General features: G+C 62.6%; 11 protein-coding genes. 6 read left to right on the forward strand and 5 right to left on the reverse strand.

All coding sequences use genetic code 11. From position 1 onward, the window contains the following. Window positions 1-48 precede the first annotated feature (48 nt). Window positions 49-1,044, reverse strand: coding sequence for a GTP 3',8-cyclase MoaA (gene moaA, locus CK219_RS03950; RefSeq protein WP_095765403.1), 996 nt, complete (start codon window positions 1,042-1,044; stop codon window positions 49-51). 376 nt (window positions 1,045-1,420) lie between these two features. Here moaA and CK219_RS03955 point away from each other — a divergent pair, with 376 nt between their 5' ends. Both CK219_RS03955 and CK219_RS03960 read left to right on the forward strand, forming a co-directional pair. Next, window positions 1,421-1,774 (forward strand): DUF971 domain-containing protein, encoded by a 354-nt coding sequence (locus tag CK219_RS03955; RefSeq protein WP_095765404.1) that lies wholly within the window; start codon window positions 1,421-1,423, stop codon window positions 1,772-1,774. 86 nt (window positions 1,775-1,860) lie between these two features. Next, window positions 1,861-2,472, forward strand: a complete 612-nt coding sequence (locus tag CK219_RS03960) for a pyridoxamine 5'-phosphate oxidase family protein (protein WP_095765405.1) — start codon at window positions 1,861-1,863, stop codon at window positions 2,470-2,472. 168 nt (window positions 2,473-2,640) lie between these two features. Here CK219_RS03960 and CK219_RS03965 read toward each other — a convergent pair whose 3' ends face one another. Further along, window positions 2,641-3,093: a MarR family transcriptional regulator gene (locus CK219_RS03965; protein ID WP_095765406.1), complete on the reverse strand. Its 453-nt coding sequence runs from the start codon at window positions 3,091-3,093 to the stop codon at window positions 2,641-2,643. A gap of 47 nt (window positions 3,094-3,140) precedes the next feature. Between CK219_RS03965 and CK219_RS03970 the strand changes: the two genes are divergently transcribed. Beyond that, a complete protein-coding gene (locus CK219_RS03970; protein WP_095765407.1) occupies window positions 3,141-4,049 on the forward strand; it encodes an alpha/beta hydrolase in 909 nt (302 codons plus the stop codon). 7 nt (window positions 4,050-4,056) lie between these two features. Here the strand turns inward: CK219_RS03970 and CK219_RS03975 are convergent, their stop codons facing one another. Continuing rightward, window positions 4,057-4,458, reverse strand: a complete 402-nt coding sequence (locus CK219_RS03975) for a rhodanese-like domain-containing protein (protein ID WP_095765408.1) — start codon at window positions 4,456-4,458, stop codon at window positions 4,057-4,059. Between the two features lie 401 nt (window positions 4,459-4,859). Here CK219_RS03975 and CK219_RS03980 point away from each other — a divergent pair, with 401 nt between their 5' ends. Then, window positions 4,860-6,740, forward strand: a complete 1,881-nt coding sequence (locus CK219_RS03980) for a murein L,D-transpeptidase (RefSeq protein WP_095765409.1) — start codon at window positions 4,860-4,862, stop codon at window positions 6,738-6,740. Between the two features lie 58 nt (window positions 6,741-6,798). Here the strand turns inward: CK219_RS03980 and CK219_RS03985 are convergent, their stop codons facing one another. Continuing rightward, window positions 6,799-7,284 carry a hypothetical protein gene (locus CK219_RS03985; RefSeq protein WP_095765410.1) on the reverse strand — a complete coding sequence of 162 codons (486 nt, stop codon included), beginning with the start codon at window positions 7,282-7,284 and terminating at the stop codon, window positions 6,799-6,801. Between the two features lie 281 nt (window positions 7,285-7,565). Next, entirely contained in the window at window positions 7,566-7,823 is a 258-nt protein-coding gene (locus CK219_RS03990; RefSeq protein WP_095765411.1) for a PepSY domain-containing protein, read from the reverse strand. 403 nt (window positions 7,824-8,226) lie between these two features. Here CK219_RS03990 and CK219_RS03995 point away from each other — a divergent pair, with 403 nt between their 5' ends. Both CK219_RS03995 and CK219_RS04000 read left to right on the forward strand, forming a co-directional pair. Beyond that, entirely contained in the window at window positions 8,227-10,008 is a 1,782-nt protein-coding gene (locus CK219_RS03995; protein WP_095765412.1) for an adenylate/guanylate cyclase domain-containing protein, read from the forward strand. A 116-nt stretch (window positions 10,009-10,124) separates the two neighbouring features. Then, window positions 10,125-14,351: a cytochrome P450 gene (locus tag CK219_RS04000; RefSeq protein ID WP_095765413.1), complete on the forward strand. Its 4,227-nt coding sequence runs from the start codon at window positions 10,125-10,127 to the stop codon at window positions 14,349-14,351. Window positions 14,352-14,356: the final 5 nt, after the last annotated feature.

Consider the following 14,356-nt stretch of genomic DNA (forward strand, 5'->3'; position numbering starts at 1 on the left):
CCTTTGGTCGATGACCGAAGGTGATCCTGCACCAAATCGCAGAAAAAATCAGCCGCCGGTGACGCTCATATGCCGAGATACCGATGGGCGGCTGGTGCGGCGGTCGATGACGAAATCATGGCCCTTGGGCTTGCGGCCGATGGCTTCGTCGATCGCCTCGCCGAGCAGCTCGTTGCCTTCGGTGGCGCGCAACGGCGCCCTGAGGTCGGCGGCGTCCTCCTGGCCAAGGCACATATAGAGCGTGCCGGTGCAGGTCAGCCGCACGCGGTTGCAGCTTTCGCAGAAATTATGCGTCATCGGCGTGATGAAGCCGAGCCGGCCGCCGGTCTCCGTGACATGGACATAGCGGGCCGGGCCGCCGGTCTTGTAAGGAATATCGGAGAGCGTGAACTGGCGCTCCAGCGAGGCGCGCAGCAGCGACAGCGGCAGATACTGGTCGGTGCGGTCGGCCTCGATCTCGCCCATCGGCATCGTCTCGATGAGGGTGAGATCCATGCCGCGGCCATGCGCCCAGCGCATCAGCTCGGGGATTTCGGCGTCGTTGAAGTCGCGCAGCGCAACCGCATTGAGCTTGATCTTCAACCCGGCCTTCTGCGCGGCATCGATGCCCTCCATCACCTTGCCGAGATTGCCCCAGCGGGTGATCTGGTGGAATTTCTCGGCATCGAGCGTGTCGAGCGAGACGTTGATGCGCTTGACGCCGCAATCGGCGAGCTCGGCGGCGAAGCGCGACAGCTGCGAGCCGTTGGTGGTCAGCGTCAGCTCTTCCAGGGCGCCGCTCTCCAGATGCCGCGACAGCTGGCGCACCAGATGCATGATGTTCTTGCGAACCAGCGGCTCGCCGCCGGTCAGCCGCAGCTTCCTAACGCCCTTTTCGATGAAAACGGTGCAGAGCCGGTCAAGCTCCTCGAGCGACAACAGATCCTTCTTGGGCAAGAAGGTCATGTCCTCGGCCATGCAATAGGTACAGCGAAAATCGCAGCGGTCGGTGACCGACACGCGCAGATAGCTGATGGTGCGACCGAAGGGGTCGATCATGTCCATTTGCAAACGTTTCCCATGGCCTGAGCGGCACCGTTATATACAGCTATGTGATACGATCCAATGCCGCATTCAAGATAGACGGTCTTGATCTTTGGTAACATTCCCCGGCCGACATCGCGTGTCGGCTGGCTAAAAGTCTTTGTCGGATGCATGTCGTTTGTCTCAGAACCGCTGCCCACTTCTGGGCGACATGCATTGGCACCGGTCTTTCCGGATCTGGTGAAGCGGCTTAGGAAAGGGGGCAACCCAGAGCATGATGCTGAAAAGTGTGAAGCGGTTTTTCGGACGACATCATGTTCTATCTCTTTGACTTAGTGACGGATTCAGATTTCAGGTCGAACAGACCTGAAATAATCCGGCTCTAGACAGGACAGTCATGACCGCGCCAAAGGAACTCAGGGTCTCGAAGGACCGCAAGCTGCTGACGGTGACCTTTCCGGGCCATCAACCGTTCGAATTGCCTGCGGAGTTTTTGCGCGTGGCTTCGCCGTCGGCGGAAGTGCAGGGCCATTCGCCTGAGCAGCGCGTGACGGTGCCCGGCAAGCGCAATGTCGCGATCCTCAAGATCGAGCCGGTTGGCAATTATGCGGTGCGCATCACCTTCGACGATTTCCACGACACCGGCATCTTCACCTGGAACTATCTGCATACGCTTGGCCACGAAAAGGACGAACGCTGGAACGCCTATCTTACCGAGTTGGCCGAGAAGGGACTGAGCCGGGATCGCTAGCCCGGCGCGTGGCAATCCAATGTCGGCTGTCGTCAAGATGTCATGGACATGGAGTAGCGCCGGCAAAAGGTCAGGAGGCGAAAAAAGTGTCGCGCATCACATCCGTCGAACAGCTCGAGGTCCTCTACGGCCTGCCGGGCGAGGCTTCGGTCGTCAAGGAACTCGACCATGTGATTCCCGAATATGCCGCCTTCATCGAGGCCTCGCCCTTCGTGGCGCTGGCGACGAGCGGGCCCGAGGGCCTCGACTGCTCCCCGCGCGGCGATCTCGCCGGCTTCGTGCGCATTGTTGATGACAAGACTCTGATGATGCCCGACAGGCGCGGCAACAATCGCGCCGATTCGCTGAAGAACATCATTCGCGATCCGCGCGTCGGGCTGCTCTTTCTGGTGCCGGGCTCGGGCACCACGCTGCGCATCAACGGCCGCGCTCACATCACGACCGATGCCGGGCTTTGCGCATCTTTCACGGTCGACGGCAAGCCGGCCCGCTCGGTCACTGTCATCGATGTCGACACGGTCTATTTCCAATGCGCCCGCGCCATCGTGCGTTCCGAGCTCTGGAACCCGGCCAGGCATGTTGATCCGAAATCGCTGCCGACACCCGGCAGGATTCTCGAGATCACCAGCCGCAAGAACATCGACGGCCAGAAGTACGACGAGGAATGGCCGGAAAGAGCGAAGAAGACGATGTGGTGACAGGTGCGCCGATATTTCGGTGAGGCCGGCCTGCAAATGGCGGGTCCCTGCGCTTCCGGTGCTCACGTACTTTAGGTACGCTCCGCTCCGGTTCTCGGAATCCCGCCATTTTCGATTCGGCCTGACCGAAATCTCAGCACACCTGAGGTAGTCGCATCAAACCCGCGCTCAGGCTTCCTTCAGCACGTCGGCGATCTTGCGCATTTGCTCGCCGATCATGTCGCACTGCTCCGGCGTCGACTGGCTCATCGCCTTCTCGATCAGGGCCATGTGAACCTTCAGGGCCTTCATCAGCAGGGCCTCGCCCGCCTCGGTGAGGTTCAGCCGCAGCACCCGCTTGTCCTTCTCGTCGCCTTCGCGACGCAGCAACCCGCGGGCCTCGAGCTGCGGCAACAGCATGGTGATGTTGGAGCGGCCGACGAGCAGCTTGCGGGCAAGGTCGTGCTGCGACATGCCGGGGTGGCGGTAGAGGTTCATCAGCACGTCGAGCTGCGCCGGCTTAAGGTCGAGCGGGCCGAGCTTAACCGCCAGCGTGCGCTCCAGCACATGGCAGGCGCGCGCCACCGCAACCCAGTTGCGAAAGCGAGGGTTGTCCCAGGGTAGCTCTTGCTTAATGTTCATCTTTGAACTATTATGTTCATGCTTGAACGAATGGATGGACTGCCAATATGGCATCATTTGGAATGAAGGTCATCCGGGGCGTTTTCGGCGCGGCCGAGCATGTTGCGCCGCGTCTTAGCGGCCGTGCCGCCTTCGAATTGTTTTGCCGCACACCAAACGTCAAGACCTTGAGCGACGGCGAACGCCGAGCCGTCGAGCGTGCCTCAGCCTTCATGGCCGAGGCGCGCCATCACAGGCTGAAAACCAGGACCGATTGCGTCGCAGTGCATGAATTCCGGCCGGAGCCGGGCAGCGAGTCGCGCGGCACGGTGCTCGTCATTCATGGCTGGCGCTCGCGTACCGAATATATGCGCGCCCTGATCGAAGGGTTTCGCGGCGCCGGCTACAAGGTTGTTTCGCTCGACCTGCCTGGGCATGGCCATTCGCTCGGCCGCCATCTCAACATGGTGACTGCCGTGGACGCGGCGCGGGTCGCCGGCGAATGGTTCGGCCCCTTTGCCGCCGTCGTCGGCCATTCCTTCGGCGGCGCGATTGCCGCCAATGCCGTTGCCGCATCGGTCAAGGGCATGCCGTCGCTTGCGGCGCAAAAGCTGGTGCTGATTGCGGCGCCGAGCTCGCTGCCTGCAATCTTCGACGACTTCAGCGATATGATGAATGTCGGGCCGCGCTCGCGCGTCGCCATGGCGGACAGGGTGAGATACCTCTCCGGGCGTCCGCTCAGCGAATTCACCGGCGACCGCCAGCTTGCGGAGGCGTCGGTGCCGACGCTGATCATCCACGCGCCGGACGATCGCGAAGTCCATGCCGATCATGCGAAGCGTTATGCGGGCGCCGGCGAACATGTCCACCTGCATTGGGCCGAGGGGCTTGGCCACCGGCGTATCCTCACCGACAGGGACGTCGTCGCGCGCGCGGTCGGCTTTGTGACTGGGCAGCGGGAAACGGCCCTGCACTAATCGCCTATCAGTCCGCCTTCTTTTTCTGCCCCGGCTCTACGGGCAGGCCCGCTGCTTTCCAGGCGGTATAGCCGCCGAGGATATGCTTGACCGGCGTCAGGCCCATGTCCTGCGCCGTCTTGGTGGCTAAAGCCGAGCGCCAGCCTCCGGCGCAGAAGAAGACGAAGGTCTTGCCGCTGGCGAAGAACGGCTTGTGATACGGGCTTTCGGGATCGATCCAGAATTCCAGCATGCCGCGCGTTACATGCTTGGCGCCGGGGATCTTGCCGTCACGTTCGACCTCGCGCGGGTCGCGCAGATCGACGAAGATCGTGTCCTCATCCTCCAGCAGCCCCGCTGCCTCCTCAGGCGACACGACCTCGATCTCGGCATTCGCCTCGTCGAGAAGCTGGCGATATCCCTTCTTCACTGCACATCCTCCAGGCCGTGGTTCGAGGCCGCCGAAATTTCGATCACAAAGACCGTGGTTTGTCACGTCTTGGCCGTGCCGCACAGAGCGGCCGTCGAATCCGCCGGTGATTCCTGCTTGACGACAGTCCACTCGAAACGCTGCCCGCGTACCTATGTGACTTTTTCGCCTATCGGCAACGCCACGCCTGATTGTCCCGGGTGTCGGAACACTTGGAACGGCCAGCTCGTTTTAGGTCTCACAAGGATGTGAAACCGTTCTGCAACACGGCTCCGAAAATTTATGGAAGCTTAACGAAATCAGTATGAATCGGTATAGTCACGTCATACATCCGCCTTGCGGAGGGCGGGACCGTCCAGCGGCGTGGAACGGGAACCGGTTTCAACCGGTGCGGGTGAAGCATGAAAATCCTCGGAAACAAAAAAGCCGTCCTGCCGATCGCGGTCGCGGCGACTCTTGCCCTCGGGCAGCAGTCGGCAAGCGCGCAAGGGCTGTTCGACATGCTGTTCGGCGGCGGCATCCGGCACAGCCCGCAAGGCGAGTTTCCGCCGCCGCCAAAGCCGCGCAAGGTGCGGCCGGCCGGAGAGGATGGTGGCGGCGTCAGGATCAGTAGCCCGACCTATAACACCTACAGGGCCGACAAGCTTGTGCGGGTCGATTTCAAATCGCTGCTGCCGGCACCGCAGGCCGCGACCGCTCAGGACGCCGCCTTTGTCCCGTCGGTGACGAGCAACAGCTTCCGCGATGCCGCTGCTGGTTTGAGCGACTATGAGCTGTTTGCCGAGCCGGATATCGCCAAGGCGCTGATCGCCTATTATTCGGCCAATCCGGATTTCATCTGGGTGAGCGACAATACCCCCAACAGCCGGGCGCAGGATGCAGTGCGCGTCCTGGGGGAGGCGGCGAGTTATGGCCTGACGCCGGCCGACTACTCCGTCAATGTCCCGGCAGCCGCCAATTCCGCCGCCACACCGGAAGAGCGGACCAAGGAACTGGTCCGCTTCGAGATGGCGCTGTCGGCGCGCGTGCTGCGCTATGCCCATGATGCCCAGAGCGGCCGCGTCGATCCCAACCGGATGACCGGCTATTACGATTTCCCGGCCAAGCCGATCGATCTTGAAGGCGTGCTGAAGACGCTGGCGCATACCCAGGAGGTCCGCACCTATCTCGAATCGCGCCACCCGCAGAATGCCGAATACCAGGCGCTGCGCGTCGAGCTGGAAGCGCTCGAGGCGAGCGAGGAAAACGAGATCGTCGTCGATCCCAAGCTCCTGCTCAAGCCCGGCGAAAGCAGTCCGGAATTGCCGAAATTGTTGACGCTTATTTCCCGTAATCTCGATGACGAGATGGGTGGCAGCTATGGCGAAGTGCTCGCGAGGCTCGGCAATAGCGAGCTCTATGATCCCGAGCTGGTGCCGGTGATCAAGGCGGTACAGCAGCGCGCCGGCATGAAGGGCGACGGCGTCATCGGCCCGCGCACGGTGGCTTCACTGGCCGGCGCCTCAAAGGCGGACAAGGTCGAGAAGGTCAAGGTCGCGCTCGAGGAACTGCGCTGGATGCCGTCTGATCTCGGCAGTCCGCGCGTCTTCATCAACCAGCCCGCCTTCACCGCCAGCTATATCGACAATGGCGAGGAGAAGCTGAAGACCCGCGCGGTCATCGGCCGGGTCACCAACCAGACCGCCTTCTTCTACAATCAGATCAAGCAGGTCGACTTCCATCCTTATTGGGGCGTGCCGCAGTCGATCATTGTCAACGAGATGCTGCCGAGACTGCGCGGCGATCCGGGCTATCTCGACCGCGCCGGCTATGAGGTGACGGATAGTCGCGGCAAGCGCATCCCATCGGCGGCGGTCGATTGGGGTGCCTATGGCGCCAACATTCCGTTCAGCGTGCGTCAGCAGCCGAGCGAGGCCAATGCGCTGGGCGAGTTGAAGATCCTCTTCCCCAACAAGCATGCCATCTACATGCACGACACGCCGCAGAAGTCGTTCTTCGAGCGCGACATGCGCGCGCTCAGCCATGGCTGCGTGCGGCTACAGGATCCGCGCGGCATGGCCGCCGCCGTGCTGGGCACCACGGTCGACGATATCGCCGAGAAGCTGAAGCACGGCCATTCGACCGAGAATGTCACGCGCGTCATTCCGGTCTATGTCGCCTATTTCACCGCATGGCCGGACATGTCCGGCAAGGTCGAGTATTTCGACGACGTCTATGGCCGCGATTCCAAGCTGATGCAGGCGCTCGACGCGACCGAAGCGGTGCGCACGCCGTCAAGCTGAGCGCTTTTTACTCTCAAGCAATTTCGGACGGAAGGATACGGCGAAGCCGCTGACCGCTTCACACTTTTCCTGGAATTGCTTTGATCAACGGCCGGCGCAAGCCGGCGTTGCGCCCGGCGATCAGCCAATAGATCAGGCCGGCCACCAGGCCGCTGCCGGCGATGATGCCCATGTCCGCCCAGCGTTCCGGATCATTGGCGGCGTCCGGCCAGATCAGCATGAAACCGGCTGCCGCGGCAGCGGCGCCGAACAGCATATGCAGCCAGAAGCTCCGCAGCGAAAAGAACTCGGCGATCATTGCAAAGACCAGCGTCTGCATACCCGTCAGGACGATCGTCAGAAAGTAGATGAACATGCCGAGCGGCGGCACCACCAGCGCGGCGACCGGCGTGAACGCCATAAGCTCGAAGTAACCCGGAGCATTGGGCAGCGAACTCAATATCGCGTAGATCACCACCACGGCGATCAACCCGACCAGCACCGCGACCAGATAGCCGACAAGCACCATCAGGATGCGCTTCAGGACGTAGCCAACCATTGCCATGCACCCCCGTGCCCGCAATCATGGCGGGCAGTCAGCCACCAAAGCTGTGACGATGCAAGGGCGGTCCGTCGCGTGGGAACGCGGCACATGAGCATTCAGGCGCAAGATCAGGATGATGTTTCGTTGAATCGCCATCCGATCTAACTCTTGTTGGAGACGATCTTCTCTGAAAAACGGTTCCCACTTGTCGGGATAATGCTCTAACGCACAGATGCCGGGGATCGGGCAGGGGTCCATTTGCCCCTAGTAGGCCGGGCGGAATGGCCGCAGGCGGACGCGGCCTATTTGGGTTCGCCGGTCAGGGGATCGTAGGTGATTTGGACCTTGGCCTTGTCCGTCGTGTAGTAGGTGATGGTATAGCCGTCGCTATCCCATTCGACCTCCTTCACATAGCGGAAGTCGGTGCGGTGCTCGACCTTGGCGACGATCTCCGAGAGCTTCTTGGCATTTTGCGACGGCAGTGGCTGGTCGTCCGCCGCAAAGGCTTGTCCACTGATAAGCAGGAAAGCGATACCGGTTGCTGAAACAACAGTGCGCATGAGAGCCCTCAAATCTCGTCGGCGTCAGTGCCGTCAGAAACTCGCGCGCAGGCAGGTTGGTTCCGCAGCGCCGCAGTAACCGACTTTTGCGGCGCATGCCTCGATGCGGCCGCAGGAGCCGGCCGATATTGCCTGGCGGAGAAAATGTAATAATTACAATTGGTAAAGTCGCGCTTTGGATGTGTCTCCTGATGTAATGAACCACTGACCATGCGCCGGAGGGTGAATTCGCCATATTAGCTGTTCGTGGTAGAGCTTTCGGCAAGACCCTGATAGAATTCTGGTCATAAGAGGGTGGCAACAGTGCGCCGGGCCTGCCGAGGATTTCCGTCGGCAGCTGGCGACGCGTTTCTTTGAGCGCAGGTCGCCCGTTCTGGACTGCAGCGGGACTGGGGGCTCAATCATGGCTGAACGGAACTATACCCGTCAGCTTGCGACAATCATTTCAATCGACGCCGTAGGATTCTCGAGGCTTATGGGCATCGATGACGAGTTGGCTGTTGCCGCCTTCGAGGAAAGGCGCGACATCATCGCCGACAGTTGCGGCGCATTTGGCGGGCGCACGTTCGGCGATGCTGGCGACAGCATCATGGCCGAATTCGGCAATCCAATCGAAGCCTTGCGGGCAGCCTTCGATTTCCAGGCCCGGATCGTGGCGCTGAATGCCGCGGTCGCCGAGGACATGCGCATGCCTTTTCGCGCCGGGATCAACACCGGCGACGTCATCGTCCGGGAGGGCCGTCTCTACGGCGACGACGTGAATATCGCGGCCAGGCTTCAGGAATTCGCGCCGCATGACGGCGTCGCCATCTCGGCGACGACGTGGCATCACGTGAAGGACAAGACGGCGGCCGTCTTCACCGATCTCGGCGAGTTCAGCCTGAAGAACATCGCCCTGCCGGTGCGGGTCCTGATCGCCGGTCGCGGCGGCAACGGCCCTGCCGCCACCGCTTCCTTCGCTTCCATTCCCGCCACGCCCGGTCATTCCAGGGCGATCGCCAAGGGCCCCCCGGCAATCGCCGTGCTGCCGTTCCAGGGCAATGGCAGCGAACCCGATGTCGGCTATATGGCCGACGGTATCGCCGAGGACATCATCTACGGTCTTTCCAACACGCGCTGGCTATCGGTCATCGCCAAGGGATCGAGCTTCCAGTTTCGCGATGACAGCCTCGGCACAAGGCTCATCGGCAACGCGCTGGGCGCCCGCTACATCGTCAGCGGCACGTTGGCGCGCTCCAACAGGCAGATCCGCCTTAACACGTCGCTCGCCGATACCTCGAACGGGCGCCTGGTCTGGTCGCAACGTTTCGACCGCGATCTCGTCGACATCTTCAGCCTGCGCGACCAGATCGGCAGCGAGATCGTTTCCATACTCGACAAGGAGGTCGACCGCGCCGAGCAGGCGCGCACGTTCCAGGTGCCATGGGAAAGCCTCGAGACCTGGCAACTGGTCAGGCGCGGCCGCTGGCACATGAACAGGCGGACACGTCGCGATACCGAAATCGCGCTCGACTTCTTCGACAAGGCCTACCAGGAAGATCCGAATTCGAGCGCCGTGCTCAACGAGCTCGCATGGTGGTATTTCTGGAGGGCATGGCTGCGCTTCGGCGACAGCGACGATCTGGAGAAAGTCGAGACGCTTGCGCGCAAGGCGCTGCTGATGGACAGCCTCGATGCGCGTCCGCATGCCTATCTCGGCGCAGCCGACATCATGCGCGGCCAGCCGGCATTGGCGGCCGAGCATCTTGCCGAAGCGATCCACATCAATCCGAGCTTCGCCTTCGCCCGCTCGGCCATGGGCAGCGCACACCTTTTGCTTGGCGATGCGACCAGCGCGATCCCCTTCTTCCTCGACACTGACCGATTGAGCCCGTTCGACCTCTATCGCTTCCATAATCTGGGGGAACTGGCCGCGGCCTATTGCTTCGTCGAGGACTGGCAGGCCGCGATCGCCACCGCCGAGCGCTCGCTCAACCTGTCGCCAGGTTACTTCTACGCAAGATTCCTGAAGATAGGCGCCCTGATGAGAAGCGGTCGGCGCGACGAGGCGGCGCATGAACTCGCGATTTTCATGACCAGGCACCCCGATTTTTCCGAGCAGAGGATACGCTGGATACCATTCGTGGACCCAGCCAAGAACAATTTCCTGATCGGCAATTTCGATCAGGCCAAGTCTGCCGCATGATCGCCGGGGCCGACAACAAATGACTGTGAACGAATTCACATACGCCGGACCGATGCAAACCTAGGCCAGACAATGCCGGCATCGTATTGACGTGGATAGCCGGGGGCTTGAATGCGATGATCACTTTGAAATACTTCGCCGCCGTCCGCGCCGCTCAGAAGAGCCAGCGTCCGCTCGCCGAAATGCCACCGTTCGACATCAACCGGCTGCGTTCCAAGAGCGGCTTTGCTTCCCGCATCGCCGGCTTTCTTCTCAGCGATCCGCGCTGGCTGCTGGCGCTGCTGCGCCGTTTCTGGCCGAATCTCGGCTTCGGCAATTTCCTGCTCGTCACCAAGGGCGCGGACGTTCGCGACATATTGGAGCGGGGCGACGAGTTCGAAACGCCTTACGGGCCGGAAATGGCCGAACTCGCCCGGGGCTCGAATTTCATTCTCGGCATGCAGGACGGCGCCGCATACCGGCAGATGAAATCGGCGGTGCTGAGCGCGTTCCCGCCGGCGGAGGTCGAAGCCGCCGTCAGGCCGATCGCCGAGCGCCATTCGCACGATATCATGACCCGCGCCAGCCCCGGCTTCGATGCCATCGCCGGATTGATGAAGATCGTGCCGGTTCGCATCTGCCGCGATTATTTCGGCCTCGAGATCGACGACGAAACCGAGTTCGCCGACTGGTCGATCGCGCTCAGCGCGCTGTTCTTTTCCGATCCGACGGCAAGTCCCACCACGCGCCAGCTTGCCGTGGTCGGAGGCGATCGGCTGATCAAGGTCATAAACCGATCGATCGCCGCGGTCAGGGAGAAAGCGGGCAAAGACGACCGGCCGCTTGCCCGCCTCGTCGCGCTGATGGACCAAGGGCGCCTGTCCTTGCCCGACATTCATTCCATCATGCTCGGCATGGTCGCGGGCTTTGTGCCGACGAATGTGCTTGCCGGCAGCAATTGCCTGGATGTGATCCTGTCGCGATCCGATGCGCGGCAGGCTGTGGATGAGGCCATCGCGGCCGGCGACACCGACAAGCTCGACCGGGCGATCATGGAAGCCATGCGCTTCAAGCCGATCTGGATCGGGCCCTGGCGCTATACCAGGCGTGACGCGGTCATCGGCAAGGGCACGCGCCGCGAGCGCCTGGTCAAGGCCGGAACGGTGGTCATGCCGGCGACGCTTTCAGCAATGTTCGATCCGGAGATCGTGCAGCGGCCGAACGAGTTCGATACGTCGCGCCCGTATCGCGACTACATGGTTTTCGGTTACGGCATCCATCTGTGCATCGGCGCCGAGATCGCCCGCATCCAGATCGGCGAATGCATCCGCGCGCTGTTCGGCAAACCGAAGCTCGCCCGCGCGCAGGGCAGGGCCGGCAAGATGGTCAATGTCGGCGCCTATCCGGCAAGCCTCAAGGTCGATTTCGAGCGCCCGCCGCTTTGCCGCACCGCCGACCAGTCGATGGTGACGGTTGTCTGCCCGATCACCCGCGCCGTGCCGCTCGATGCGGTGCGCGACAAGGTCGCCGACCTCGGCAATCCCGCGATTGGCGAGATCAGCGCCGCACTCGACAAGGTCGCCACCATACATTTCACCAGCTTGGCCGTCGCTCCCACAGGCAGGGACAAGAAGACGGGGGTCGAGACCGGCGCGCTGGTGTTCGAAATCTCCGGCGACGGCAGCACCGACGACGTCATTGCTGCCCTTGCGCAATCGATCGGGTATCGGCTGCGGCCGATCTTCAGGGATGTCTGCGGCCTACCGGATGGCGGCTCGCTGGAGGACTTCCTGAAGAAGAACCAAATCAAGATATCGCCCTCCTTCGGCAGCGCGGCCGGGCTGGTTTTTTCCGGCACGCCTGGCCATTCCGTACGCCGCATCCTTGCCGAGGCGCGGCTGGCCGACAGCGTGCGCGAGATCGCCGAAAAGCCGCGCGTGGGCGCCGGCAACGCGATGGACGTGCTGGCCGAGGCGCGCCGGCATGTCCGCTGCCTCGGGCAATTCGGTTGGGCGTTCGAGCCAGCCGAAAGCCTGCTGGAAAGGCCGCCCGGCCACTGGTCGCGCGCGCTGACAACGACGCTTTTGACGCCGGCGATGTTCGCCACCGTCGCGATCGTCGTTCTCGCCTTTTGGCGTATGACTTATGTGCTCGTGTTCGGGAACCCGCATGGCGTCACCTTCGCCAATATCGCTATCGCCGGCGCCGCGCTTCTGCTGACGGTGCTCGGTCTGCTGGCTATCCTCGTCCTTTTGGTCGGCCTTTGCTTCCTGGCGCTGCGGCGGCTCGAGGACAAGGACCGGCCGGCGAACACGCCTGTCGATGTGAGCGCCCTCGAAAAGATCCTCGCCAAGGAGGACCACGCCGCGCAGAACAATTTGACGGCGATTTCGACGATGAAGCCCGGGATCTTGCGGCGGCTGGCGCTGCGGCTCTCTTTCTATCTCATCTCGATATCGGCGCAGAAAGTGTTCAGGCCTGGTTTCCTCGCCACCATTAACACCATTCATTTCGCCCGCTGGGTGCTGCTGCCCGGCACCGACAGACTGGTATTCTTCTCCAATTACGGCGGCAGCTGGGAAAGTTATCTGGAGGATTTCATCGCCAAGGCTTCGGCCGGCCTGACCGGCGTGTGGAGCAACACCGAAGGCTATCCGCGCACGCGCTGGCTGTTCCTCGACGGCGCGCGCGACGGCGATCGTTTCAAACGCTGGGCGCGGCGCCAGCAGGTGCCGACGCTGTTTTGGTACAGCGCCTATCCGCATCTCAACACACCGCGCATCCGCATCAACTCCAGGATCAGGCGCGGCATCGCATCGGCCACCGGCAACGAGGCGCGCGACTGGCTGAGCCTGTTCGGTTCGCTGCCGCGCCCGCAAGCACGGCCGGCGGACGCGACCAGCCTGGCTGAACCGCCGTCCGCGCCGCTCGAAGAACTGGAATCCGGAGAAATCCAGTCGATCTTCTTCGGTCCGTTCGGCGCGCTCGGCTATGCACACATGCTTGCGATCGGGGTGCCGGAAGGATTGCCGGCAAGGAAGCGCAAGGCGTGGCTCGATTCCGTCATCGACAAAACCAGTTTCGGCGACGGCGTGCCTGCCGGCCGCGCCATGACCGTGGCGTTCGGCCCCAACGGACTGCGCCGGCTGGGGCTCGAGGGCGGCGTCGATGACGAGCCGCTGGACACGTTTCCTGTCGCTTTTCGCCAAGGCATGGGAACGCCCGAGCGCAGCCGCATCCTCAACGACACCGGTCCCGACGCCCCCGACAAATGGCAGTGGGGCTCGCCCAAAAATCCTGTCGACGTCGTCATCGTCTGCTATGCCGGGACGCCGGCCGCGTTGAAGGCGGAGATCGCGGCCATGAAGCGACAGACGACAGGCGCGGGGATGTCCGTGGCCGCCGAACTGCCGCTGATGGTTCGGCGCGACGGCAAGCGGGCGGTCGAGCATTTCGGCTTTGTGGACGGCATCTCGCAACCGATCGTTCGGGGCACGTCGCGCGCCGCCAAGGGAGCCGCGCCGATGCATTTGCTGGCACCGGGCGAGTTCCTGTTCGGCTACCGCGACGAGCACGGCTTCTACCCGGCTTCGCCGTCGGTGGACGCGGCGCTGGACCGAACCGGCATCCTGTCGCAGGTGCGGCGCAACCGTCAGATACCGGGGCAGCCGCCTCCGCCGCGCGATTTCGGCCGCAACGGCACCTTCCTCGTCCTGCGCCAGTTCGAGCAGCATGTCGAACTGTTCGACGATTATTGCAGGAAGGCCGCGACGCAGGCAGCATACGAGACTGGCGACGCCGCCATCACACCGCATTGGGTGGCGGCAAAGATGCTCGGTCGCTGGCAGGACGGCAGTTCGCTGGTGCGCAATCCGAACGGACGCCCGGGCCGTGGCATCGACAATGATTTCGCGCTGGGCGCAGAGGATCCGCAGGGGCATGCCTGTCCGCTCGGCTCCCACATACGCCGGTCCAACCCGCGCGATTCGCTTGGCGAGGACCGCGAGACGCAGATCAGGATCGGCAAGCGCCACCGCATCCTGCGCGTCGGCCGCACCTATGAGAAGAAGGGCAAGGGCGGGAAGACCGAGAAGGGCCTCCTGTTCATGTGCCTCAATGCCGATATCGAGCGTCAGTACGAATTCATCCAGCAAACCTGGGTCTCGTCGAACTCGTTCCAGGGTCTTGTCGGCGAGACCGATCCGACGATCGGCGCGCGGGGCGGCGGCGGCCGGTTCTCGATCCCATCCTGGGAAAAGGTCACGGTGCTCAAGGATGTGCCGCAGTTCGTCACCACGAAAGGCGGCGGCTATTTCTTCATGCCGAGCCGGTCGGCGCTGCGCTATCTTATCTCGCGACTCTGACCGGG

It is taken from the genome of Mesorhizobium sp. WSM4313 (genome assembly GCF_002294725.1).
Lineage (GTDB): Bacteria > Pseudomonadota > Alphaproteobacteria > Rhizobiales > Rhizobiaceae > Mesorhizobium.

Coding starts and splice junctions, on each gene's coding strand:
- CK219_RS03985 (WP_095765410.1), bottom strand. CDS start 7,284: ATGGCAATGGTTGGCTACGTCCTGAAGCGCATCCTGATGGTGCTTGTC.
- CK219_RS04000 (WP_095765413.1), top strand. CDS start 10,125: ATGATCACTTTGAAATACTTCGCCGCCGTCCGCGCCGCTCAGAAGAGC.
- CK219_RS03990 (WP_095765411.1), bottom strand. CDS start 7,823: ATGCGCACTGTTGTTTCAGCAACCGGTATCGCTTTCCTGCTTATCAGT.
- CK219_RS03995 (WP_095765412.1), top strand. CDS start 8,227: ATGGCTGAACGGAACTATACCCGTCAGCTTGCGACAATCATTTCAATC.
- CK219_RS03980 (WP_095765409.1), top strand. CDS start 4,860: ATGAAAATCCTCGGAAACAAAAAAGCCGTCCTGCCGATCGCGGTCGCG.
- CK219_RS03970 (WP_095765407.1), top strand. CDS start 3,141: ATGGCATCATTTGGAATGAAGGTCATCCGGGGCGTTTTCGGCGCGGCC.
- CK219_RS03955 (WP_095765404.1), top strand. CDS start 1,421: ATGACCGCGCCAAAGGAACTCAGGGTCTCGAAGGACCGCAAGCTGCTG.
- CK219_RS03965 (WP_095765406.1), bottom strand. CDS start 3,093: ATGAACATTAAGCAAGAGCTACCCTGGGACAACCCTCGCTTTCGCAAC.
- moaA (WP_095765403.1), bottom strand. CDS start 1,044: ATGGACATGATCGACCCCTTCGGTCGCACCATCAGCTATCTGCGCGTG.